Here is a 22,396-nt window from a genome sequence, read left to right as displayed (position 1 = left end):
GGCTTGCGTGTAACGTGAGCCGAGGCGGAGAGAGAGTCACTATGGATGGCGACTTCAGGACGGAATTTACGAGGCAACCTTCGGGGGTGAAACAGCACCCTGCTTTGGTGTTGAATGCGGATTACAGGCCTTTGTCTTATTATCCGTTGTCGCTTTGGCCGTGGCAGGATGCTGTGAAGGCGGCCTATATGGACAGGGTGGACATTGTGGCGGAATACGACCAGGTGGTTCGAAGCCCGTCCACGGTGATACGTATACCGTCGGTGGTTGTTCTCAAAGACTATGTCAAACCTCAAAAGCGCGTGGCCTTCACGCGCTTTAATTTATTTTTGAGGGACGAATTCTGCTGTCAGTACTGCGGCAGCCGTGGAGATCTGACTTTCGACCACGTTGTACCGCGCGCAGCTGGTGGGGTGACAAGCTGGCAGAATGTGGTTGCAGCCTGTAGCCCATGTAATTTGAAAAAAGGGTCGAAGAGCCTGCGACAGGCGAGAATGAGCCTGAGAAAACCGCCCCGTCAGCCCTGTGCGGAAGAGTTGCGTAATATGGGCAGGAGATTTCCGCCAAACTATCTGCACGAAAGCTGGATGGATTTTCTGTACTGGGACGCAGAGCTCGACCAGTGAAAACGGACGCGCTCTGTGCGGAGCGCGCCCTGCTTTGATTCCGACTAGGCTTTGGCGCGTTGTAGCATGCCAAACAAATCGCGCGGATCGTCAGGATCCGCGAGCATGTCCAGATCTTCTTTGAAAGGCGTTTCCGACACCTTGTCCCGGATGTAGCGAAGTGCGGAGAAGTCTTCGATTGCAAAGCCGACGCTGTCAAACAAGGTTATTTGACGCGGGTCTTTACGGCCTTCCGTTTGGCCGGAGATCACTTGCCAAAGTTCCGTGACAGCAAAGTCCTCATCCATTTGTTGGATTTCGCCTTCGACCCGGGTTTGAGGCGGGAATTCCACAAAAACGTCGGAACGCTCCAGGATGCCTTTGGCGAGTTCGGTCTTGCCCGGGCAATCACCGCCGATCGCGTTGATATGCACGCCTGCGCCAACCATGTTGTCGCTCAGGATCGTCGCGTACTGCTTGTCTGCGGTGCAGGTCGTCAGGATTTGTGCGCCTTCGATGGCTTCCTGTGGCGTGGCGCAGGACACGACGTTGAGGCCGGTACCGGCAAGGTTGGCCGCACATTTTGCTGTGGCCGCGGGATCTTTGTCGTACAAACGCACCGTCTTAAGGCCGAGAATGGCCTTCATTGCCAGAGACTGAAATTCGGACTGCGCACCGTTCCCGATCATGGCCATCGTGTCAGAACCTTTTGGCGCCAGATACTTGGCGGCCATAGCTGATGTAGCAGCTGTGCGCAGAGCTGTCAGAATTGTCATTTCGGTCAGGAGCACCGGATAGCCGGTGTAGACATTTGCCAGAAGCCCGAATGCGGTCACCGTCTGAAGCCCTTCGGAGGTGTTCTTGGGGTGTCCGTTGACGTATTTGAAACCGTAGGCTTCTCCGTCAGACGTTGGCATAAGCTCGATCACACCTACTTCGGAATGGCTGGCGACGCGTGGGGTCTTGTCAAAGAGCTCCCAACGGCGAAAGTCGTCTTCGACGTAAGTGGCGAGGTCGATCAGGACCTGCTCGATACCGATGTGATGCACGAGGCGCATCATGTTGTCGACGGAAACAAAGGGCACGAGGGCCTTGTCGGAGGGTTGAGACATGGTTGGCTCCTCAGGCTTAGAAACTGCGGGTCGGACGGTCAAAGACACGGCGGCCAAGCGCGGAGGCGGCGAGATCCACCATCAGCTTCGCCGTGCGGCCACGTTCATCAAGGAAGGGGTTGAGTTCGACGAGGTCCAAAGACGTCAATAGGCCGCTGTCATGCAGCATTTCCATGACAAGATGAGCCTCGCGTACTGTGGCGCCCCCCGGAACTGTTGTGCCAACGGCTGGGGCGACCGACGGATCTAGGAAGTCGACATCCAGCGAGACATGCAACAGACCGTTTTGGGCAGCCACGTGGTCAAGGAAGGCAGCCAAGGGCTTGGCAATGCCGTTTTCGTCGATTTCCCGCATATCATGTGTGCGGATTGCGGTTGCCTGAAGGGCCTCGCGCTCGGCGGCATCAACAGAACGCAACCCGATCATGCAGACATTTTCCTGCGGAACGGGATTTTGGATCGGCGGGAAGCCTTCAAAGCCTTCTACGCCGGTGAAGTAGGCAACGGGGGTCCCGTGCAGATTGCCGGAATCCGTGGTGTGGGGGGTGTGGTAGTCCGTGTGGGCATCCAACCAGAGTACAAACAAGGGGCGATTCAGAGCGGCAGCATGATTTGCTACCCCAGCGACGGTGCCAGCTGACAAGCTGTGATCACCACCCATGAAAATTGGCAGGCCCGTCTGCATGGCTGCCTCGGCAGCCTTGGTAAGCGCATCTGTCCATGCAATCGTTTCATTCAGAGCATGGGGCAGGGAGCCTGTTTCGTCGGGTGCGAAAGCGGCGGGAGCGACATTGCCAAGATCGCGGACGTCGTGTCCCAGATCAGAAAGGCTTTCCGCCAAGCCCGCGGTACGATAAGCGTCCGGTCCCATAAGGCATCCGCGACGTTTTTTTCCGCTGTCGACAGGCGCGCCCAATAGAAGGCAGCTTTGCTGTGTCATGTGCGTTTCCTGTGTTCGTCCTGTTTTCTGGAAGATGTGATCAAAATGGGTTGATTTTGACCCATCAATTTGCTCAAAGCGAAACGTGATTTAACAGATCGGACGCATGGAGTGCCGAAATGGATGGAATTGATCGAAAGCTAATTTCTGCGCTGAGACACGATGCCAGAGCGTCGCTGTCCGATTTGGCGCTGGAGTTGGGCGTGTCACGTACAACTGTGCGCGGCAGGATCGAACGGCTGCGCCAGCGCGGTGATATCGTCGGGTTTACCGTGGTGCTTCAAGAAGAGACCAAGACCGATCCGGTTCGTGGTTTGATGCTTTTGGGTATCGAAGGACGCGGTACAGACCGAATTATCCGTCAGTTGCACGGTCTCAAGGCGGTGCGTGCGATCCATTCGACCAATGGCCGTTGGGATCTGATCCTTGAACTTGGCACCGAAACCCTGGACGAACTGGACGCGATTCTGGGCTTGATCCGCAAGCTTGACGGTGTTGCTACGAGCGAAACCAACCTGCTTCTTTCTACAAAGAAATCAGGATAAGTTTTGCCCGTGCATATCTGAACTGTCAGGAAGACCTGCGGGCTGCATAAATCCACAGAACAGCCGCAGTGAGCGACATCAGCATATTGTAATTGGCCATCGAAAGACCAAAAAGTTCCCATGGGATCTCGTCGCAGCGCACGAGTGGGGCCGACATGATCTGATCAAACAGGTCGTCAGTAGAGACCTTGTCGAGAGCCATTCCGCCGGAGCAACTTGCCGGTCCATCCCACCAACCGCGTTCGACGCCGGTGTGGAATGCAGCTACAAAGCCAGAGGCTGCGGCGCCCAGTGCTCCAAGGTAGAGCCAAATCTGACCGCCGACGAAAATTGCGAGCACTCCTGCGCCTGCGGCAACCCAATGAGGATAGCGCTGGTAGTAACACAGCTGGCACGGGGGGAGATTTCCTATGAATTCAAAGCCCCAGGCGCCCAGCACCATGAACACAGAAAATGCGGTCAGAAGACCAACCCATTGTTTTTGGGAGAGAAGGTCGAGGTATTTCATAGATAGCTCACCAGAAGATAGCTGCCGAACAGCAGCAAAATAAACACGGTCGCGACAAGGCCGAAACGTTTTTCGATGAAGTCGCGCACGGGCTCACCGAAGTAGAAAAGGAGCCCGGCCACAGCAAAGAAGCGGATGCCACGCGCGAGTACAGATGTCGCCATAAAGGTCGCCACCGGCATTCCAGTCCATCCCGACATGATCGTGATGACTTTGTAAGGGAACGGCGTAACGCCCGCGCCAAGAACAGCCCAAAATCCGAAGTCATTAAATCGGGTGTTGAACTCGGTCATCGCGTCGCCCTTGCCAAGGGAAGCCAGCAAAGGTTGGCCGATTTGTTCGAATGCGAAAGCACCGATGGCATAGCCGAGCAGCCCACCCAATACCGACGAGACCAAGGCCACGGATGCAATCAGCCACGCCTTGCGTGGCGCGGCGAGGATCATGGGGATCATGAGTACATCCGGCGGGATAGGGAAGAAAGAACTCTCGACAAAGCTGACGATCGCCAACGCCCAGAGCGCCCGTGGATGGTCTGCCAGCCGCATCGTCCAATCATAGAGCGCGCGCATACAAGAGGTCCTTCAGAAGTCGTTGGACCTTGCCTAGGGAATACGTCAGCAGTTGCAAGCAAATAATCTGTGAAACGGCGGAACGCGCAGGTTGTGGCCTGTGCGAAAAAACCCGCGTTTTTGTACTGGACGTCGGTGGTCAGGTTGGATAAATCACCCGAAGTGCCCAAGTGGCGGAATGGTAGACGCAGGGGATTCAAAATCCCCCGATGGTAACATCGTGAGAGTTCGAGTCTCTCCTTGGGCACCAAAATCCGCAAAAAATCAGTGACTTCGTGGTGGTTGTTTAAGCTGTTTTGCTTGCGGTTCAATTGCGTCCTGGCAATTCGGAAATCTTTTGCTCCAGATACTGGCGCGCGGGAATGTCGAGTTTTTTGGCGTGGTAGGTCGCGGCGCCAACCAGCGGGACTTGATGCAGCGCTGGATTCGACTGTCGCATGATCTCGTCATAAAGCCGTCCGCGTTTTCGGTCCTGCCAAGGCACCTGCATGGCCACCTCAAAGATGCGGCGGTGGTTGCCGGGTGCAAGGTATGTGTGGCTGGAAAAGCCGTAGAAACTGCCTTGGGCAGGCGCAAGAGTGAGGTCCAAATATGTGAGATCGTGAAGGTGGCGGTCCTCGTCCATTGGCAAGCTTTGGTGCCATTCTTCAAGGCAGGCAAGTTTGCGTGACACATCTGCTTCGTTGCCAAGGGCGACACGGGTGTTTGTAAGCGCGTGTAACCACTCATCCGATTTGGTCAGGTCAAAACGCGGCCAGACACGGGCGGTGATAATCTCCAAAAAATTGCCGCGCAGCCAGAAATCACCCTGCCGGAGCTGTCGAGCATATCCGCGCTGCCACCACCCGTCGCCCAAGTGGGACAGTCCGGAGCCGAGGGCGAAGCGTAAACGATTACGCATCGCGGCTTTCCTATTGGTGAGGAAGGTTCCTTTTGGGCCGGAGTCCGAGACCTGTCCGAAAAACGGCTGCTGAAGAGTTTCTGCCAGCACCTCCGACACCCGCACGTCCAGAGTGCCGATCCAATTTGTGGCGTAGCAATAGAGTTCCATTTCCGTTTCAGACAGATCGGGTGCGCAGGCCAGCAACATGCGGCTGTCGTGGCCGCCGGAAATAGCGAAGTATCCACGGCCAACGTTGCAAAACGCGTTCATCATCGATTGCATGACCGGCACAATCTGTGCCGCGGCGTCCTCTGCCGAAAGGCTTGGCATCTCTGTTTCAGGGCGCCAGAAACGGTGTTCCGTAAAGTTGGTCAGATCAACCGCGCGGTTGGCCATTACGCGGCGCACGTGCCGATCCAGGGTAGTGCCAAACCCGTGGCCGCCGATTGGGGTGTCTGGATCAAATTCGGGCAGAAGTTTCTTGAGCCGCTTGTTGGTCAGTAGTTCATCACCCGGACGCGCGCCTGGATCAGGGTCAATGTCCCGTTCGAGACAGAGTAAAACGGAACTTGCAACGATTCCTGTTTGGGGGTCGTAAACCGCTCCGAGAGATCCGGCGGGGTCGGCATATATTTTGCGCAGCCGTTTTGATCGGACTGTCTTGCCCGGAAGGTCGGTCAAGACTAGAAACCTGCCCCCTAGGTAGCTCAGCCACTTTTCAATTTTCTCTTCAATTTCAGCGCCTTTTCCGGCGAGATCCAAGGCGTGCGTACCGGTCAGGACTTGGCCGTTTTCGTCGACCGCAAAACCAAGGATTAGACCGAGCGGGTTGCCGTCTCGGTCGGTGAACTCGGTGACTGGCAAGTCTTTGTGGGTGTGCAAAGTCCGGTCGGCGAAAGGACGGGTATCAAAACCGGGCAGGTCGCGCTTGGTTTCTGACAGGACAAACTGGAATCGGAAAGTTATTGCAAACCCCAGATCCAGGGCCGCGCAATACGATTGTCCCAGCAATGTCGGCTGTGCTGCGGTCATTTTCCGGTTCTGTATCTGCTCTTTTGAACAGGATGCCATAGAGGTGACCTGGCTGGAAGCGGTTTCGCGACAATGACAGGTCGGTTTTACCTTAGCGAACCTTGGTGTTGACGTGCTCGCCATTCGGCCCATTCGTCGGGCGTGTCGAGATCGGTCAGCGCGTGGTGATCCGGCAATGGAACGAAGGTGATCCGCGTTTTATGATTTGCGAGTACCGACCGTGCGCCTTCGTCGCCGGAAAGCAAACTCAATTCGTCAAAGTAGGCACGGGGAAAGATCACGGGGTGGCCGGGGGTTGCGTCGTGTGCAGTGGCACGCAGGATGCTATTGGAGGCCGCGTTTTTGTGCGCTGCTACCATGGTGGCAATGTCATCAGCAGTGATTTCGGGCATGTCGGCCGGAAGGATCATGGCGGCATCGATCGCGCTAGGCAGAGCCGCTATTCCTGCAATCAGGCTGTGGGCCATGCCCTCGTGCGCGTTTTGGGCGACAACGGTTTGGACATCCAACCCAGTCAGGGCTTTCTCTCGTTCCGGCCTGTCCGGAGGTAGAACCGCGAATACCGGTACGTTATTGATTTGCGCCCTTAGCGCCATCATGCGCAAAAGGGGCGTATCGTTCACCGGTTCAAGAAGCTTGTCTTTCCCGTTCATGCGGGAAGAACGCCCTGCGGCGAGAAGCAAGATGGCAAGCATGGCGGTCCTTGTAGCTGTGGTGCTTACCCTCGCATTCTTGCGCCATCGGGGTCAAACAGCGGCTCAGTGATTACACGCGCCTTGCGCATCTGACCGAGTATTTCAATTTCGACTTCAAGGCCTGCCATGGCTCGTTCTACCGGAAGGAAGCCCTGTGCGATGGATTTGCCAGCATGGTGTGAGTAGCCGCCTGATGTGCAGAAACCAACCACGTTCCCGTCAAGCCAGATGGGTTCATAGGCATTCACATCGGCATCTTCGGCATCTACTTCGAAAGCGCATAGGCGGCGAGACGGTCCGTTGGCCCGTTCGGCCTCGGCTGCAGCTCGGCCGATGAAGTCGCTGTTTTTCTTGAAGGAAATGAAACGGTCCATTCCGGTTTCCGCGGCTGTATAGTCCGGCGAAAACTCAGAAAGCCAACTGCCGAAAAATTTGTCCAGACGCAGACTCATCATGGCCCGCATTCCAAACGGGCGCATACCGTGGGGTTGACCGGCTGCCCATAGCGTGTCCCAAAGTGCGCGTTGCGCCATCGGATCGCAGTAAATCTCGAAACCAAGGTCGCCTGTATAGCTGACACGCTGAACCAGACAGTCGACGACACCTATGGTTAGTTGGCGCACGTCCATGAACTTCATGCTGCTGATGTCGCCGCGCGTGCAGGCTGCCAGAACGTCGCGCGCTTTTGGGCCCGCGATTTGAAACCCTGTCAGACGGTCAGAGACGTTTGCGACCTTAACGCCCTCGGCTTCGTTCTGTTCAAACCAACGCATGTGGTAAGCTTGGGAACCATACGATGCGGTGAGTTGGAAGGCGTGGTCGGACAGGCAGCTAACCGTGAAGTCCCCGATCAAACGACCCTTTGGAGAAAGCATCGGTGTAAGGCTCAGGCGGCCCTGAGCAGGAATGCGCCCGGCCATAATCCGATCAAGCCAAGGACGGGCATTCGGGCCGGTGACGATGTATTTTCCAAAGTTGTGAACTTCATTGATTCCAACGGCTTGTCGAACGGTCTTTACTTCTCTTGCCGTGGCATCAAATGCGTTTGAGCGCCGGAACGACGGAGTTTCAAATCGCGGTTCATCGTTTTCCGCAAAGTAGTTCGCCACCTCGAGCCCGTACTGATGGCCCCAAACGGCGCCAAGCTGGTCAAAGACGTCGTACATTGGCGTTTGTCGGAACGGGCGCGCCGCTGGAAGTTCTTCGTTGGGGTAGGCAACGGAGAACCGTTTTTGATAGTTTTCAATGACTTTTGGGCGGGTGTATCCGGGTGTGATCCAATCGCCAAAACGGGCGCAGTCCATGGCAAAGGTGTCGCGCTCGCATTCGCCCTCGATCATCCATTGCGCCAGCATCAACCCTACACCGCCCCCTTGCGAGAATCCGGCCATAACGGCGCAGGCTGACCAGTAGTTGCGCATGCCCGGGACTGGCCCGACCAACGGGTTGCCGTCTGGAGCAAATGTAAAGGGACCGTGGATGACGGACTTTATGCCGGCGGTTTCGAGGTCGGGGAAGCGTTTGTAAGCGAAATCAATGCTGTCTTCGATCTTGTCAAAGTCGTCGGGAAGCAGTTCGTGTCCGAAGTCCCAGGGTGTGCCGTCCACCGCCCAGGGGCGACATGGCTGTTCATAGAACCCGATGCAGAGTCCTTGGCCTTCTTGCCGCAAGTAGCTTTCGCCTGCAGGGTCCATGACGTGCGGGTGTTCCTTGCCGTCTTTCATCATGTCCACGATCAAGGGCACGTCCTCGGTCACCAGATATTGGTGCTCCATTGGATGGAGCGGGAAATACACGCCCGCCATTGCGCCAACTTCGCGCGCCCAGAGGCCCGCAGCATTGACCACATGTTCTGTGTGGATTGTGCCTTTGTCGGTCACAACATCCCAAGTGCCGTCGGCACGCTGGTTGGTTTCGATGACTTTTGTGTGGGTCTCAATGGTCGCGCCGCCCATGCGCGCGGCCTTGGCGTAGGCGTGAGTGGTGCCGGAAGGATCAAGGTGCCCGTCGAGAGGGTCGTAAAGTGCACCGATGATGCCATCGATGTTCGTGACTGGCGCGATTTTCTTTATTTCTTCGGGGGTTACGACCTCTGTTTCAAGTCCCATGAAGCGGTGTTTCGCGCGTTCGGCAACCAACATATCGAACCGGTCCTGATTGTCCGCGAGGGTCACGCCGCCGACGTGATGAAGGCCACAGGACATTCCGGTTATCTCTTCGAGTTCCTTGTAAAGGCGGATGGTATAGCCTTGAAGGGCGGCCATGTTGGTGTCGCCGTTCAGAGTATGAAAGCCGCCAGCCGCGTGCCATGTGCTGCCGGAGGTCAGTTCAGAGCGCTCCAACAGCATAACGTCTGACCAACCCAGCTTTGTCAGGTGATACAACACGGAACAGCCTACAACGCCGCCTCCGATCACAACTACGCGGGTGGTGGTTTTCATAGGACGCCTCCAAAATTCGTTGGCCCCATGAAACGAGTGTGATGTGGTTCCGGCAAGTGAAAATACGACAGGAATGGTCGCAAAGGGGCAATTGGGCTGTCTCGGCGCGCGTCAGGCTTGAGGGAGTGTACGCAGGGAGAGCAAGATGCGCGAAAGAGCACAAGCGGTTGTGATTGGCGGCGGAGTGATCGGATGTTCGATCCTCTATCACCTGACAAAGCTGGGGTGGTCAGATGTCGTGCTACTTGAACGCGATGAACTGACTTCTGGGTCTACGTGGCATGCGGCTGCCAATATCCACGGTTTGCATGACAGCACCAACATCAGTCGCATTCAGCATTACACGATGAACCTCTACAATGCGCTTGAGGAAGAAACCGGTCAAAGCTGTGGCGTATTTCAGCCGGGTTCGCTGTACCTCGCGCAGACAGAGGAGCGGGAGCATCAACTGCGTTTGCAGGCTGCGAAAGCCAAGCTTTATGGCATGAATTTCCATGAAATCAGCATTGAAGAGGCGCAGCAGTTGCACCCGCTGGTGGATTTTCAGGGCGTGCGCTGTGTGATGTATGAGCCCGACGGGGGCAATGTGGACCCGTCTGGTGTGACCAATGCCTATGCTGTCGGGGCGCGTCAGAGAGGCGCGGAAATCCACCGCTTCACGCCGGTTACGGCAACTGAGCCTCAGGAAGATGGAACCTGGATCGTGCGCACGCCGAAGGGCGACATTCGCACAGATTGGGTTGTGAACGCAGCCGGCTTGTGGGGGCGCGAAGTGGCGGCAATGGCTGGATTGGAGTTGCCGCTTCAACCGACAGAGCACCAGTATTTCGTAACGGAGACCATTGCCGAAATTGACGGAATGGACCGCAGATTGCCTTCTGTCGCAGATCGAGATGGCGAATATTACCTGAGGCAGGAAGGCAAGGGTCTATTGGTTGGCGCCTATGAGCGAGACATGCGGTTCTGGGCAGAAGAAGGCACGCCTTTGGATTTTGGGCATGAACTCTTTGCGGATGACCTTGAGCGGATCGAAGACAATATGATGCGGGCGATTGATCGCGTGCCTGCGGTCGGAGAGGCCGGGATCAAACGCGTCATAAACGGACCTATGATTTGGTCGCCGGACTCAAACGTTTTGTTCGGTCCGGTTCCGGAACTTGACGGGTATTTCTGTTGCAACGGCATTATTCCCGGGTTCTCCCAGTCTGGTGGCATGGGCCTCGCGGCAGCGCAATGGATGATTGAAGGCGAAACCGAGTATGATCTTTTTGGTTGGGACGTCGCGCGGTTTGACACCTGGGCGGACAAGGCGTTCACCAAGGCTCGTGTACAGGATCAATACGCCCACCGTTTTGCGATCCACTTCCCGAACGAAGAACGTGCGGCAGGCCGTCCGGCGCGGAAACGTCCGGCTTACGATCGTCAGGCCAAACTTGGTGCGGTGTTCGGGTTAAACGCGGGGTGGGAGCATCCTTTGTGGTTCGCTGGGACGCCTGGTGCTGAGGACACAAATGGATTCACGCGCCAGAATTGGTGGGGGCCTGTGGGAGAGGAATGCAAGATGTTGCGTGACCGCGCAGGCATCATCGATATCTCGAACTTTGCCAAGTATGAATGCAAGGGAGCTGGGGCCGAAACCTGGTTGAATGCAATTTTTGCCAACGTGATGCCGCGCGAGGTCGGTCGGTCTTGCCTGACGCCGCTGATCGGAAAACGAGGGGGTATCGCAGGTGATTTCACTGTGACCCGCACTGGCGACGAAAGTTTCTGGATTATCGGGTCGGGGATGGCGGAGCGTTATCACAAAAGGTTTTTCAAGCAGGTGCCTTTGCCAGTTGGCACCACGTTTGAGAGTCTTACCGAAGCGGTGTGCGGCTTTAATGTCGCCGGACCGGAGGCAAGGACTTTGTTGCAGCGGATGACAAATGCCTCCCTTGCAACGGAAGACTTTGCCTTTATGCGCTCAAAGCGGATTGAACTGGCTGGCATTGAAGTTCTGGCCTTGCGGGTATCCTTCACCGGAGACCTCGGTTGGGAACTGCACTGCAAGCAGGAAGACCAAGACGCGCTTTATTCGGCGCTTCTTGACGCTGGAAAACCATTGGGAATCGGGCCGGTGGGTAGTCGGGCGTTGATGAGCCTGAGAGTTGAAAAGGGATACGGAAGCTGGAGCCGGGAATACAGTCCCGAGTATTGGCCGCAGGAAGTCGGTTTGGATCGCCTTTGCAAAATGCAGAAGGATTTCCTCAACAAGGACGCAGTGGCAAAGACGCTGGCGAACCGCCCGAGGGAAGAACTTGTGTTGCTGCATCTGGATGAGGCCGCCGTGACGGCCTCCAACGCTGATGCGACGGGAGGCGAGCCGATTTTCAAAGACGGGCAAGGCGTTGGTCGCGTTACCTCAGGGACCTACGGGTACACCGTTGGGATGTCGCTGGCCCTGGGTTATGTCAAAAACGCCAAGCCGGGAGATCAGGTCGAGGTTATGGTGCTGGGGCAACCGCACAAGGCGACGATATTGCACGAGCCTCCTTTTGATCCGAAAGGCGCGCGGTTGCGGGCATAATCCAGGCTATTTCTTGCGAGGAACCCCGTACAATTCAAGCTTGTGACCCTTGAGGGTATAGCCGAGTTTCGCAGCAATTTTTTCCTGCAGAGCTTCGATCTCGGGATCGACAAACTCGATAACCTGTCCCGAGTTTATGTCGATCAGGTGATCGTGGTGCTCGCGTTCCGCATCCTCGTAGCGCGCACGACCATCGCCAAACTCCAGTTTGTCCAGAATGCCAGCCTCCTCGAAAAGCTTCACCGTCCGATAGACCGTTGCCAACGAAATTCCTTCGTCTCGCGCAGAAGCGCGGGCATATAGCTCTTCGACGTCAGGGTGGTCTTGGCTGTCCTGAAGTACCGCTGCAATTACGCGGCGCTGTTCGGTCATGCGCAGCCCTTTGGCTTCGCAGCGGGAAATAATGGTGTCAGTCATGGTGCCCGTGCGGTGGTCCGGTCCTTGGAGTTTCATTCTGTGTAGCCAATGACGGAGGCTGATTCCACCGATTTTGGCGTGGGGCGGGACGGATAGGCGACTTGACAGGGCCTGTCAAAGCGCTCATTGCGGCGCGACGTGGCCACGCTGTGGCCTTAACGGGCATTGGTGACACTAAGGGCGCAGGGGCGTCGACGTTGCGGGTGCCACCCTATTGCCGGAGACGACCTTGGCCGATTTCAAAGAGCTTGGCTTGCCCAAGCAAGTGGTGACGCAGTTGCAAAAGACTGGACTGACCACACCAACACCTATTCAGGAACGCGCAATTCCCCATGCATTGGAGGGTCGCGACGTCATGGGGTTGGCGCAGACCGGCACCGGAAAGACGTTAGCGTTCGGTCTGCCGCTTATTTCGCAGTTGATGAGCTATGGGCGCAAACCCGAAAAACGCGCGGTGCGGGGGCTAGTTCTTGCGCCGACACGCGAGCTGGCGAACCAGATTTGTGCAAGCTTGCGGGAGCAGGTGCAAGGTACGCCGTTTAAGGTTGGGCTCGTGGTAGGCGGTGTCGGGATCAATCCCCAAATCTCGCGACTGGAGCGCGGCACCGACATACTCGTGGCAACGCCCGGGCGGCTTATCGACCTGATTGAACGTGACGCGATGGACCTTGGCACCTGTGACTTTCTGGTGCTGGACGAGGCGGACCAAATGCTCGATCTCGGTTTCATCCACTCGCTTCGCAAGATCGCTGAGCACCTTCCAAGTGACCGGCAGACAATGCTTTTCTCGGCTACGATGCCTAAGCAGATGGCGGAAATTGCCAGTACCTATCTGAAAGATCCGGTGAAAGTTCAGGTCAATCCTCCCGGCAAAGCCGCGGACCAGATTGAACAGTCGGTCCACTTTATCGCCAAGACGGAAAAGACCGGTCTATTGATCGAGCTTTTGGACAAGCACCGCGACGAGGCGGCAATCGTGTTTGCGCGCACCAAACATGGGTCGGAACGTTTGATGAAAGCACTTGTGCGTGCCGGATACGCGGCGGCCAGTGTACACGGCAATAAGAGTCAGGGGCAGCGGGAGCGCGCCATACAGGCGTTTCGGGATGGCGAGACGCTTGTGCTGGTTGCCACAGACGTCGCGGCCCGCGGTTTGGATATTCCTCAAGTGCGCCATGTCTACAACTATGATTTGCCTAATGTTCCGGAGAACTATGTGCACCGGATTGGTCGAACGGCGCGGGCAGGCATGGACGGAGCAGCGGTTGCATTCTGTTCGCCGGACGAAGTTGACGAGCTCAAGGCTATTCAAAAGGTGATGAAATTCACAATTCCCGTGGCATCAGGCCGTCCTTGGGAAGGTGTCGAGGCAAAAGCTGGCGTGAGCTATGCTGGAGGTCGACGGCGAGGTGGTGGCAAACCCAGATCTGCTGGAGGCGAGGGCGCACCAAACGAACGCAAGCCCGGTGGTAAGCCGTTTGGGCAACGTAAAGGCGGTAAGCCAGGTGGGCGCCCTGGCGGGGCCGGCAAACCAGGTGGCAAGCCAGGTGGCGCTCGCCGTGGTGGGCGGCGTAGCGGGCCAAAAAAATAGCAAAGTCGGATCAGTAGACCAGCTCACCCTTCATCGTGAGGACCGCCTGGCCAGAAATGGTCACGGCCGTGCCATTGGTTTGCGCGGATATGACACTCGGTCGTTTCATGTCTTCGCCTTGCAGGATCGATAGCGTCACATCCTGTCCTTCGACCTGTGCAAGCAGCGCGGCGAGTGTTGCGCAAGCGCTGCCGGTCGCAGGGTCCTCAGGAATATTGTCGAGCGGAGCGAACATTCGGGCATCTATGTGATTGCCGGTGCGGACATAGGCAAATTGAGCGAAATCCAGACCGGAAGGATACTCTGCGTTGCCTTCTCTGAAGGCAGCAACGTCGGTTTCCAGACTCGCGAGGGCATCGCGGGTTTTAAGTTCTGTAAGCGTAAAGGCGAGGCCGAGCGATGCCATGGTTGGCACATGGTTTCGGGTTTCTATTTGGTCGGGGGTTACGCCTAAGGCTTTGGCAACAAGCGTAATTTTAGGCTCGTGCAGCGTTTCCAATTCCGCCGAAGTGGTGAATGAAGCTTCGCCGTTTTCAGCGCGCGTTGCGATCGGACCAATGCCCAGTTCAAGCGTCATGTCTGGCCCGTGACCGGCGTCGGCCAATGCCACTGCGGTGCCGATGGTCGGATGCCCTGCAAAAGGCACCTCCATCGTTGGCGTGAAAATTCGGACCCACGCCGTGTGCGCCGAATTAGTGGGCGGATAGACAAACGTGGTCTCGGAAAAATTGAACTCGCGCGCGATCTTCTGAAGGTCTTTCTCCGGGAGCTTTTCTGCATCAGTAATGACTGCTAATTGATTGCCACCAAACGGTTTTCCGGAAAAGACATCATATACGAGGTATGGGTGCATCAGGCTGGCTCCGGTGTGGGTTCACGCAAGGACAGGTCCATCCAGATCGGAAGATGGTCTGATGCGACCGGAGCTGGAATCCGCGTTAGAACACCATGATCGCGGGCTTGCAGATCACGTGTGGTTGCAAAGCCGTCGAGCGCAGCAACAGGGCGGGGTGACGGGAAACTGTGTGCGGTATTCACAAAATCAAAGGCAGGCGTCACAGCGTCAAGCGCATGCTTTGGTCCCCACTCGTTGAAGTCGCCGGCGATCACAGTGGGCATATTCGGCAAACGGTCCAATGTATGTGCGATGTTGTTAAGTTGCATGAGGCGGTGGCGCCGGATGAGACCGAGATGTACGCCGACGACCCGAACCGGCCCCAGCGGCGTTTGCAGGTCGGCGCGGATGGCACCGCGCGGTTCCAGGCCAGGGAGGTCGAACTTGTCCGCTTCCAGAATTTCGATTCCGTCGCGTAACAGCATAGCGTTACCGTGCCACCCAAGTGATCCCTTGGGTTGGCCGAATTCGGCGATGGTATATCCTTTTGTTTCAATGAGATCAAAAGGGAGGGCCGTCGGGCGTGGCGGTAGTCGTTTGTCAGCCTCTTGAAGCACGACCACATCGGCTCGTAAGGCGCGGATAACTACCATTGAGCGGGCCGGATGGCGGCGCATGTCAACACCAACGCATTTCTGCAGGTTGTAGCTCGCGATACGCATGCATCAGGTTCCGCAGAAAGTCTGGCGGACACGTTCGCTGTCGAGCGGTGGTCTTGTCAGATCGGTGAATTGGTCCGAACTTTCATATGGAGACGCCAGTGCTTGCATCAGGCGTTCGAAGGGCGCCATATCCCCATCGATAGCGGCAGTGATCATTTCCTCGATCCGGTGATTGCGCGGAATGATTGCCGGGTTGACCGCGTTCATTGTGGTTTGCGGGTCGTCTTCTGTTTCAAGGCGTTTCATCCAGTTGCTTCGCCACGCGGCGAATGCGTCTTGATCAAGGAACTGATCTTGTGGAGAGTCGCCGCTTAGGGACCTGAAAGTGTTCGTAAAATCGGACCCATCCTTGGACATCAAAGACAACAAGCCGTCGATCAACTCGGCGTCTTCTTCACGCACGTCGGTGATGCCGATCTTGGCGGCAAATAAGCGCGTGCGTTCGTCTCGAATCTTCTCGGGCATTGCGTGAATGAGTTTGGTGAACTCTTCAACAGCAGCATCGCCGTCGGGCATGACAGGCACCAGAGTGGTTGCAAGCTGTGCCATGTTCCAGACGATGATGTCGGGTTGGTTTCCAAAGGCGTATCGGCCCTGACGATCGATGGAGGAAAACACCATCATCGGTTCATAGTCGTCCATATAGGCACAGGGGCCATAATCAAGCGTTTCGCCAGAAACGGCGCAATTGTCAGTGTTCATGACGCCGTGGATAAACCCGACGGACATCCAGCGTGCGATCAATGCAGCCTGCCGATCTATGACGGATGCGAGAAACTCCGTCGGCGACGTTGCATCCGGGTAATGGCGCGCGATGGAGAAATTCATGAGAGTTTCGAGCCCGGCGACGTCTTGTCGGGCGTAGAGCGCCTGAAAAGTCCCGACGCGGATATGCGATGACGCAACGCGGGCCATCACACCGCCTGGCATAGGGCGTTCGCGGAAGACCTCTTCTCCTGTGGCCACAGCAGCGAGCGCGCGTGTCGTAGGGATCCCTAGTGCATGCATCGCTTCACTGACCACATACTCGCGTAGAACCGGACCAAGCCAACTGCGACCGTCGCCGCGGCGCGAAAATGGCGTCGGTCCAGACCCTTTTAGTTGGATGTCGAACCCACACGATTCACCTATCAAAACGGCTCGCCCATCCCCTAATTGCGGGTTCCAGTTTCCAAACTGATGCCCTGCATAAAGCTGGGCAATAGGGGCGGCGCCATCCGGTAGTTTTGAGCCCGAGAAGATTTCAGCAAGCTCCTGTTCGTCACCCGCGTCGGTTATTCCGAGGGATGCGGCCAGCGGCCGATTGAACGCCAATAACTTTGGCGCGCGGACGGGCGTGGGGGCCTGATGCGCAAAGAAGCGATCAGGAAGCTCGGCGTAGGTGTTTTTGAACGGAATGTGCAGCGTCATACCCTCAAGATACGGGCGATTTACCGAATTGCCAGAGGGAGACCAATCACGAGCAGGTTAGCGCAGCCGGCGGGTCATGAGCATGTAGCGCTCTCGGGCTTGGAAACCGGAGCGGAGATAGAGTTTCCGGGCTTTATCGTCGTTGCGATCGACTTCGAGATGCAATGCGCAGACGTCAACATTCTCAAGGGCTTTGGCCAACCCGATCAAGGCTTCTGTCGCCATGCCGCGACCTCTGACTGCGGGACGAATATAGACTTCGTCCACAAACGCATCCATGCCGCCGAACTCGACCGACCAGCCAAACGTTACGACGACATAGCCAACCGGCGCCAACCGCGGTCCGAGAATGTATGCCGCGCCGTATGGGGATCCTTGCAGAAGCGGGAGTATGCCCTTGGCGCGGGTTTCAGCGTCGGAAGGTATTTGCATCTCGGCATGAAAGGCCTCGACAAGCGGATCGAGTTTGGCGAAATCGTTGGTGTCGGCGAGATGCAGAGCGGTCGTCATAGGCGTGCAAGCCGTTCCGTCAAAAGCGAAAAGAAACCGTCGGCGTCAAGGTCACCAATGAAAAGTGCATTCGGTTCGCGGTCGGTGACGCGCCACCAGTCCGCTACAGTCATCCCGAGGGTTAGTTCGGACTGCGTTTCAATCTCGACGTTGATGTGGCGACCGGAGAAGAGTTCCGGTTTGATGAGGTAGGCGGTGACGCATGGGTCATGAAGGGGCGCGCCAGCGGAACCGTATTTTTCCTTGTCGAACCTTTCAAAGAAATCAGTCATTTCCGCCGTGGCAATACCCACTTTTGTACCGAGCGCCCGGAAAGCGTCGTTGCGGGGTTTTGTGACAAGTGCCTTGTGAGTGACATCAAGCGGCATAACAACGATGTGCGCGCCGGATTTGAACACCACATCAGCGGCTTCGGGATCGACGTAAATGTTGAACTCCGCCGCAGGTGTGATGTTGCCAACTTCGAAATAGGCGCCACCCATCAGGACGATTTCCTGAACCCTTTCAACAATATCAGGTGCTTTTTTGAAGGCAGTGGCGATGTTGGTCAAAGGGCCAAGGGGACACAGGGTTACGGTCCCTGTCTCTTCAGTGCGCAGGGTGTCGATGATGAAGTCGACTGCGTGCTGATCCTGAAGAGCCATTGTTGGATCGGGCAATGTTGGGCCATCAAGACCGGTTTTGCCATGTACATGTTCTGCGGTGACCAGTTTTCGGGACAGAGGCGCATCGCAACCCGAGAAAACCTTGGTGTCAGGTTTGCCAGCTAACTCACAGACAATGCGAGCATTTTTTTGAGTCAACGGCAGGGGTACATTGCCGGCGACGGCGGTTATCCCAAGGACGTCAATTTCTTCCGGGCTGGCAAGCGCAAGGAGAATGGCGACCGCGTCGTCCTGTCCTGGGTCGGTGTCGATGATAATCTTGCGCGGGCTCATGGGCCTCTCCTTGGTGCCTGTCGATTTTGTTTTGTGAAGGGGCAGGTTGGCAATGGCAAGAGGCGTTGTCCAGTGGGTCAGCGGCTGTTTGTGCAAATTATTTTAACATACGGTCAAAAAAATGACCGTCTGCAGAACGTCGGTATTACGTCTGCAACCAGACAGTGTTGAAATTCTGCAAAAACGAAAAAGGCAGCCCGATTGGGACTGCCTTTAAATGGTGCTGTTCAAAGTGACCTTAGCCGTCGAAATCAACTTCTTCAGTGATTTTCAATGCGTCGGCGCGATGTCCCGCGAGAGTCATTAGGTTGACGTCGTCTGCGGTGAATTCACCCCAGCCGGTGACCAACGCATCTGCCTGAGTGCCTGGCGCAATCGGATATTCGAAATTGGCTTTGGCGTAGATCTCTTGAGCGGCGGGAGAGGTAAGAAACTCCATCATCTTGATGGCGTTTTCTTTGTTTGGTGCGGATTTTGTCAGCGCAACGCCCGAGATATTTACGTGGGTACCTTTGCCCTCGAATTCGGGGAAGACGATGCGCACGCTGTCGGCCCATTCTCTCTGCTCATCATCAGACAACATTTTGCCCATGTAGTAGGTGTTGCCGATGGAGATGTCGCATTCGCCGGCCCAGATCGCTTTGACCTGTGCGCGGTCGTTGCCTTGCGGTTTGCGGGCGAGGTTGGATTTCACGCCTTCGAGCCAGGATTTTGCGCCTTCGATGCCATGATGCTCGATGACCGCGGAAGTCAGCGCCACGTTGTAGGCGTTCGTGCCGGAACGGGTGCAGATGCGGCCTTCCCATTTGGGATCTGCCAGATCCTCGTAGGTGGTGACTTCGCCGTCGGCCACGCGGTCTTTGGAGGCATATACAATGCGCGCACGGGTGGTGAGGCCGAACCAGTGGTTATCGGGGTCACGGTATTGCGCAGGCACGTTGGCGTTAATGGCGTCAGAGGTGACCGGTTGGGTCAGGCCCGCGTTCACAACGGCGGCAAGGCGGGAGATGTCGACGGTGAGGATCATATCTGCCGGGGAGCGATCACCTTCTGCTTGCAGACGTTCAACCATGCCCTTTTGCAGATAGGCGACGTTGACTTTGATGCCGGTTTCAGCAGTGAACGCATCGGTCAGCGGTTTGATCAGTTCCGGCTGGCGGTAGGAATACACGTTGACCTCGTCAGCGATCACTGGCGCGGCCAGCGAGGCGGCTGCGGTGATAAACAGGGCAGTGGAAATGGGTTTCGTCATGGTCGCGCTCCCAGCGTCAAGTTTTCGTTGCGCGGGTTAAACCTGAGTTTTTTTGTTGGGTCAATACCTGAATAAATCATTCAGGATTAAATTTCGCATTTTTCATGCGTCCTTTTATGGGGATTTCTCTTCCGCTTTTACCGCATCCCAGAGAGCGTCCATTTCTTCCAGATTGCTGTCCTCGGGACGTTTGCCGTCTTGCGCGAGTTTGGCCTCTACACCTTCAAACCGGCGAACAAACTTGGCGTTTGTGGCGCGCAGCGCGGCCTCCGGGTCGATGTTCAAGTGACGTGCGAGGTTGGCTATGACAAAAAGCATGTCACCGAATTCTTCTTCGATTTCGGTTTGGGTCAGCTTTTCGCGAGCCTCGGCCAGTTCGCCGGCTTCTTCCACAATCTTGTCGACGACTTGCGATATATCGGGCCAATCAAAACCCACCCGTGCTGCGCGTTTTTGCAGTTTGACGGCACGCAATAGGGCAGGAAGCCCAAGGGCAACGCCGTCGAGTGTGCCGGATTGAGCCTTGGAGGCACGTTCAGCGGCTTTCACCTCCTCCCAGTCGCGGGTTTGCTGTTCTGCGGATTTGTCCCGGTTCTCGTCGCCAAAGACATGCGGATGGCGGGCGACCATTTTGTCGGACATGGTGTCGGCCACTTGGTCAAAGGTGAAGAGGCCGCGTTCGGAGGCCATTTGCGCGTGGAAGACGGATTGGAACAACAGGTCGCCCAACTCGCCTTTGAGTTCGTCCCAGGCCTCACGCTCAATTGCGTCGGCAACCTCGTAGGCTTCCTCTATGGTGTAGGGGGCAATGGTCGAAAAATCCTGTTCGATGTCCCATGGGCAGCCATTTTCCGGATCGCGCAGGCGGCGCATAATTTCCAGTAGTCGCGGCATTCCGCCTTCGGGATTCAGGATCAAGGGGTCTTCGGCCATTGCAGAGCGCTCCGCTTTTTGGTTTTGGTAGGAGTGAACAGTTATTCAGAGAGGGTGTCCACTCATGCCAGTTGTGAATCGTATTGCCGATTATGCGGACGAAATGAAGGGGTGGCGTCGTCATTTGCACGCGCATCCTGAATTGGAGTTCGAATGCCACGAAACGGCGGCCTTTGTTGTTGCTCGCCTGAAGGACTTCGGCGTGGACGAAATCCACGAGGGAATCGCCAAGACCGGCGTGGTTGCCATCATTAACGGTCAAGGGGAAGGACCGACTGTTGGCTTACGCGCGGACATGGATGCTTTGCCGATGGATGAGACGTCTGGGGTGGAGTACGCCAGTGAAGTAGCAGGACGGATGCATGCCTGTGGCCATGACGGTCATACAACAATGCTGTTGGGCGCCGCAAAATATCTCGCGGAAACCCGCAAGTTTTCCGGACGTGTCGCGCTGATGTTCCAACCTGCTGAGGAAGAAGGCGGCGGCGGCGAGGTGATGGTCAAGGAAGGCGTAATGGACCGTTTCGATGTGAATGAGGTCTATGCATTACACAACGTGCCTGGGTTGCCGTTCGGGGAATTCCACACGACTCCCGGTCCGATCATGGCGGCGGTCGACACGTTCACGATCAACATTCAGGGCACCGGTGGGCACGGGGCTTATCCACAAGATACGGTTGATCCGGTGGTCGCCGCCGTCGCGATGGTCAATGCCATCCAGACCATCGTGAGCCGAAACCACGACACCCGCAACGAAGCGGTCGTATCCGTGACGCAAATCCATGCGGGCTCTGTGAACAACGTGATCCCTGATCTTGGCATGATCAATGGCACCATTCGCACATTCGACAAAGATGTGCAGGCGATGATTCACAAACGGCTCGAGGAAATCACCAAGGGTACGGCTGCGGCTTATGGTCTGTCGGCGGAACTGGAACTGGATATTGGCTATCCGGCGACGGTGAACAGCGAGCGTCAGACTGCTTTTGCAGCCGATGTGGCGCGAGACATCGCAGGCGACGGGGCTGTGAATGACGCGCAGGGTATGGAAATGGGAGCTGAGGATTTCTCCTACATGTTGGAAGCGCGTCCCGGTTCTTATTTATTCCTCGGCGCAGGTGAAGGCGCAGGCCTGCACAACCCGGCGTTCGATTTCAATGACGAGGTCGCGCCCATTGGCGCGTCGTTCTTCGCCAAACTGGTTGAGACCGCACAACCTCTGAAATAATCCACTATTGCGGGCGTGCCCAACAAGGCGCGCCCGCTATCCGATTGTTCCTCGGCGCATTCATTAACACATTATTAACAAAGTGCTTTGCAGGTTGCCTACATAGTGATAGGTGGCGCCGAATTGTGCATAGAAAATGCTTTTTGGCGTTTTGTCGCTCTTGGACCGTAAAGATCATGAAAGGACAGGCATGATCCGCGTAAAGGGGCGGTGTATTGGTGTGTGAGGGATGAAAGTAATGACAATTTTGTTTGTGGTTCTCGTGTTGGCCTTCGGCCTTTTGGCTTATGTTCGTTTGGCGCCGAATGACGCGAGCCGCTGGCATGTTGCCGGTGAGATCACCAAGGACAGCAATGGCCAAAACAGTGTTCGGCGCCTTGTTGAGGCTGGGCCGGATGGCTTGGCGAATTTTGCCGAGGTGGCACTGCGGGATCCGCGCACCGAGGTGCTGGCCGGTTCGGTGAGCGAAGGCATGATCACTGTGGTGACGCGGACGCGAATGGTCGGCTATCCGGATTTCACGACAGCCTGGATGCAGGACGGAAAGCTCGCGATTTACGGCCGCTCACGATTTGGTCGCAAGGATTTCGGCGTCAATGCCCAGCGTGTGGATGGCTGGATTGCGGCTTTGACCGCCGGTTAGGTCGGAACTGAGGCAGCC

Annotated in this window: 21 protein-coding genes and 1 tRNA gene; 7 read left to right on the top strand and 15 right to left on the bottom strand. The window is 56.4% G+C overall.

Features of this window, described 5'->3' with window-relative positions; translation table 11 throughout:
- Positions 1-41: 41 nt before the first annotated feature.
- Positions 42-626: an HNH endonuclease gene (locus tag BXY66_RS08160; protein WP_132859641.1), complete on the top strand. Its 585-nt coding sequence runs from the start codon at positions 42-44 to the stop codon at positions 624-626.
- Between the two features lie 44 nt (positions 627-670).
- On the opposite strand, the gene BXY66_RS08155 is transcribed toward BXY66_RS08160, so the two are convergent.
- Both BXY66_RS08155 and rocF read right to left on the bottom strand, forming a co-directional pair.
- Positions 671-1,717 carry an ornithine cyclodeaminase gene (locus tag BXY66_RS08155; RefSeq protein WP_132859640.1) on the bottom strand — a complete coding sequence of 349 codons (1,047 nt, stop codon included), beginning with the start codon at positions 1,715-1,717 and terminating at the stop codon, positions 671-673.
- Between the two features lie 16 nt (positions 1,718-1,733).
- Positions 1,734-2,657, bottom strand: coding sequence for an arginase (gene rocF, locus BXY66_RS08150; RefSeq protein ID WP_132859639.1), 924 nt, complete (start codon positions 2,655-2,657; stop codon positions 1,734-1,736).
- Between the two features lie 119 nt (positions 2,658-2,776).
- Between rocF and BXY66_RS08145 the strand changes: the two genes are divergently transcribed.
- The gene (locus BXY66_RS08145) at positions 2,777-3,202 is read left to right on the top strand and encodes an Lrp/AsnC family transcriptional regulator (protein WP_132859638.1); all 426 of its coding nucleotides are present in this window, start codon (positions 2,777-2,779) and stop codon (positions 3,200-3,202) included.
- A 25-nt stretch (positions 3,203-3,227) separates the two neighbouring features.
- On the opposite strand, the gene BXY66_RS08140 is transcribed toward BXY66_RS08145, so the two are convergent.
- Both BXY66_RS08140 and BXY66_RS08135 read right to left on the bottom strand, forming a co-directional pair.
- Positions 3,228-3,710, bottom strand: coding sequence for a disulfide bond formation protein B (locus BXY66_RS08140; protein WP_132859637.1), 483 nt, complete (start codon positions 3,708-3,710; stop codon positions 3,228-3,230).
- Entirely contained in the window at positions 3,707-4,282 is a 576-nt protein-coding gene (locus BXY66_RS08135; RefSeq protein WP_132859636.1) for a YqaA family protein, read from the bottom strand. The genes BXY66_RS08140 and BXY66_RS08135 overlap by 4 nt, the downstream gene beginning before the upstream one ends.
- A 164-nt stretch (positions 4,283-4,446) precedes the next feature.
- Between BXY66_RS08135 and BXY66_RS08130 the strand changes: the two genes are divergently transcribed.
- Positions 4,447-4,532 (top strand) — tRNA-Leu (locus tag BXY66_RS08130).
- A gap of 57 nt (positions 4,533-4,589) precedes the next feature.
- Here BXY66_RS08130 and BXY66_RS08125 read toward each other — a convergent pair.
- The 3 genes from BXY66_RS08125 to BXY66_RS08115 all read right to left on the bottom strand — a co-directional run bounded on the left by BXY66_RS08125 (position 4,590) and on the right by BXY66_RS08115 (position 9,333).
- Positions 4,590-6,197 carry a hypothetical protein gene (locus tag BXY66_RS08125; protein ID WP_132859635.1) on the bottom strand — a complete coding sequence of 536 codons (1,608 nt, stop codon included), beginning with the start codon at positions 6,195-6,197 and terminating at the stop codon, positions 4,590-4,592.
- Positions 6,198-6,283: 86 nt separating this feature from the next.
- Positions 6,284-6,892: a nucleotidyltransferase family protein gene (locus BXY66_RS08120; protein ID WP_132859634.1), complete on the bottom strand. Its 609-nt coding sequence runs from the start codon at positions 6,890-6,892 to the stop codon at positions 6,284-6,286.
- Positions 6,893-6,915: 23 nt separating this feature from the next.
- A complete protein-coding gene (locus tag BXY66_RS08115; RefSeq protein ID WP_132859633.1) occupies positions 6,916-9,333 on the bottom strand; it encodes a GcvT family protein in 2,418 nt (805 codons plus the stop codon).
- A gap of 145 nt (positions 9,334-9,478) precedes the next feature.
- On the opposite strand from BXY66_RS08115, the gene BXY66_RS08110 reads away from it, so the two are divergent.
- Positions 9,479-11,899 (top strand): GcvT family protein, encoded by a 2,421-nt coding sequence (locus BXY66_RS08110; protein ID WP_132859632.1) that lies wholly within the window; start codon positions 9,479-9,481, stop codon positions 11,897-11,899.
- A gap of 6 nt (positions 11,900-11,905) precedes the next feature.
- On the opposite strand, the gene BXY66_RS08105 is transcribed toward BXY66_RS08110, so the two are convergent.
- Positions 11,906-12,316: a Fur family transcriptional regulator gene (locus BXY66_RS08105; RefSeq protein WP_132860383.1), complete on the bottom strand. Its 411-nt coding sequence runs from the start codon at positions 12,314-12,316 to the stop codon at positions 11,906-11,908.
- A gap of 229 nt (positions 12,317-12,545) precedes the next feature.
- Between BXY66_RS08105 and BXY66_RS08100 the strand changes: the two genes are divergently transcribed.
- A complete protein-coding gene (locus tag BXY66_RS08100) occupies positions 12,546-13,907 on the top strand; it encodes a DEAD/DEAH box helicase (protein ID WP_132859631.1) in 1,362 nt (453 codons plus the stop codon).
- A gap of 10 nt (positions 13,908-13,917) precedes the next feature.
- On the opposite strand, the gene BXY66_RS08095 is transcribed toward BXY66_RS08100, so the two are convergent.
- From BXY66_RS08095 to mazG, 7 genes are all read right to left on the bottom strand, one after another.
- Positions 13,918-14,760, bottom strand: coding sequence for a PhzF family phenazine biosynthesis protein (locus tag BXY66_RS08095; RefSeq protein WP_132859630.1), 843 nt, complete (start codon positions 14,758-14,760; stop codon positions 13,918-13,920).
- On the bottom strand, positions 14,760-15,464 hold the full coding sequence (locus BXY66_RS08090) for an endonuclease/exonuclease/phosphatase family protein (protein WP_132859629.1): 705 nt from the start codon (positions 15,462-15,464) through the stop codon (positions 14,760-14,762). Before BXY66_RS08090 ends, BXY66_RS08095 begins: the two co-directional genes overlap by 1 nt.
- Positions 15,465-15,467: 3 nt before the next feature.
- Positions 15,468-16,874: a protein adenylyltransferase SelO gene (locus tag BXY66_RS08085; protein ID WP_132859628.1), complete on the bottom strand. Its 1,407-nt coding sequence runs from the start codon at positions 16,872-16,874 to the stop codon at positions 15,468-15,470.
- Between the two features lie 57 nt (positions 16,875-16,931).
- On the bottom strand, positions 16,932-17,384 hold the full coding sequence (locus BXY66_RS08080) for a GNAT family N-acetyltransferase (protein ID WP_132859627.1): 453 nt from the start codon (positions 17,382-17,384) through the stop codon (positions 16,932-16,934).
- Positions 17,381-18,322: a nucleoside hydrolase gene (locus BXY66_RS08075; RefSeq protein ID WP_132859626.1), complete on the bottom strand. Its 942-nt coding sequence runs from the start codon at positions 18,320-18,322 to the stop codon at positions 17,381-17,383. The genes BXY66_RS08080 and BXY66_RS08075 overlap by 4 nt, the downstream gene beginning before the upstream one ends.
- A 238-nt stretch (positions 18,323-18,560) precedes the next feature.
- Positions 18,561-19,574 (bottom strand): Fe(3+) ABC transporter substrate-binding protein, encoded by a 1,014-nt coding sequence (locus BXY66_RS08070; protein ID WP_132859625.1) that lies wholly within the window; start codon positions 19,572-19,574, stop codon positions 18,561-18,563.
- A gap of 114 nt (positions 19,575-19,688) precedes the next feature.
- Positions 19,689-20,507, bottom strand: a complete 819-nt coding sequence (gene mazG, locus BXY66_RS08065) for a nucleoside triphosphate pyrophosphohydrolase (RefSeq protein WP_132859624.1) — start codon at positions 20,505-20,507, stop codon at positions 19,689-19,691.
- A 64-nt stretch (positions 20,508-20,571) separates the two neighbouring features.
- Between mazG and BXY66_RS08060 the strand changes: the two genes are divergently transcribed.
- Together BXY66_RS08060 and BXY66_RS08055 are read left to right on the top strand one after the other, a co-directional pair.
- Positions 20,572-21,735 (top strand): M20 aminoacylase family protein, encoded by a 1,164-nt coding sequence (locus BXY66_RS08060; protein WP_132859623.1) that lies wholly within the window; start codon positions 20,572-20,574, stop codon positions 21,733-21,735.
- Positions 21,736-21,973: 238 nt separating this feature from the next.
- On the top strand, positions 21,974-22,378 hold the full coding sequence (locus BXY66_RS08055; protein WP_243694324.1) for a DUF1499 domain-containing protein: 405 nt from the start codon (positions 21,974-21,976) through the stop codon (positions 22,376-22,378).
- The last annotated feature ends 18 nt before the right edge of the window (positions 22,379-22,396 follow it).

Origin of the sequence: Shimia isoporae (assembly GCF_004346865.1) — a bacterium.
Taxonomy (GTDB): Bacteria; Pseudomonadota; Alphaproteobacteria; order Rhodobacterales; family Rhodobacteraceae; genus Shimia; species Shimia isoporae.
Note: the sequence above shows the minus strand (reverse complement) of the source record. Positions and strands in the feature narration are given on the sequence as shown.

Excerpts from the sequence above, each read along its gene's own strand:
- BXY66_RS08145 (WP_132859638.1), top strand. The coding sequence starts at position 2,777 with ATGGATGGAATTGATCGAAAGCTAATTTCTGCGCTGAGACACGATGCC.
- BXY66_RS08135 (WP_132859636.1), bottom strand. The coding sequence starts at position 4,282 with ATGCGCGCGCTCTATGATTGGACGATGCGGCTGGCAGACCATCCACGG.
- BXY66_RS08155 (WP_132859640.1), bottom strand. The coding sequence starts at position 1,717 with ATGTCTCAACCCTCCGACAAGGCCCTCGTGCCCTTTGTTTCCGTCGAC.
- BXY66_RS08075 (WP_132859626.1), bottom strand. The coding sequence starts at position 18,322 with ATGAGCCCGCGCAAGATTATCATCGACACCGACCCAGGACAGGACGAC.
- BXY66_RS08095 (WP_132859630.1), bottom strand. The coding sequence starts at position 14,760 with ATGCACCCATACCTCGTATATGATGTCTTTTCCGGAAAACCGTTTGGT.
- BXY66_RS08080 (WP_132859627.1), bottom strand. The coding sequence starts at position 17,384 with ATGACGACCGCTCTGCATCTCGCCGACACCAACGATTTCGCCAAACTC.
- BXY66_RS08105 (WP_132860383.1), bottom strand. The coding sequence starts at position 12,316 with ATGACTGACACCATTATTTCCCGCTGCGAAGCCAAAGGGCTGCGCATG.
- BXY66_RS08070 (WP_132859625.1), bottom strand. The coding sequence starts at position 19,574 with ATGACGAAACCCATTTCCACTGCCCTGTTTATCACCGCAGCCGCCTCG.
- BXY66_RS08115 (WP_132859633.1), bottom strand. The coding sequence starts at position 9,333 with ATGAAAACCACCACCCGCGTAGTTGTGATCGGAGGCGGCGTTGTAGGC.
- BXY66_RS08120 (WP_132859634.1), bottom strand. The coding sequence starts at position 6,892 with ATGCTTGCCATCTTGCTTCTCGCCGCAGGGCGTTCTTCCCGCATGAAC.
- mazG (WP_132859624.1), bottom strand. The coding sequence starts at position 20,507 with ATGGCCGAAGACCCCTTGATCCTGAATCCCGAAGGCGGAATGCCGCGA.
- BXY66_RS08125 (WP_132859635.1), bottom strand. The coding sequence starts at position 6,197 with ATGACCGCAGCACAGCCGACATTGCTGGGACAATCGTATTGCGCGGCC.
- rocF (WP_132859639.1), bottom strand. The coding sequence starts at position 2,657 with ATGACACAGCAAAGCTGCCTTCTATTGGGCGCGCCTGTCGACAGCGGA.
- BXY66_RS08055 (WP_243694324.1), top strand. The coding sequence starts at position 21,974 with ATGACAATTTTGTTTGTGGTTCTCGTGTTGGCCTTCGGCCTTTTGGCT.
- BXY66_RS08160 (WP_132859641.1), top strand. The coding sequence starts at position 42 with ATGGATGGCGACTTCAGGACGGAATTTACGAGGCAACCTTCGGGGGTG.
- BXY66_RS08090 (WP_132859629.1), bottom strand. The coding sequence starts at position 15,464 with ATGCGTATCGCGAGCTACAACCTGCAGAAATGCGTTGGTGTTGACATG.
- BXY66_RS08060 (WP_132859623.1), top strand. The coding sequence starts at position 20,572 with ATGCCAGTTGTGAATCGTATTGCCGATTATGCGGACGAAATGAAGGGG.
- BXY66_RS08085 (WP_132859628.1), bottom strand. The coding sequence starts at position 16,874 with ATGACGCTGCACATTCCGTTCAAAAACACCTACGCCGAGCTTCCTGAT.
- BXY66_RS08140 (WP_132859637.1), bottom strand. The coding sequence starts at position 3,710 with ATGAAATACCTCGACCTTCTCTCCCAAAAACAATGGGTTGGTCTTCTG.
- BXY66_RS08110 (WP_132859632.1), top strand. The coding sequence starts at position 9,479 with ATGCGCGAAAGAGCACAAGCGGTTGTGATTGGCGGCGGAGTGATCGGA.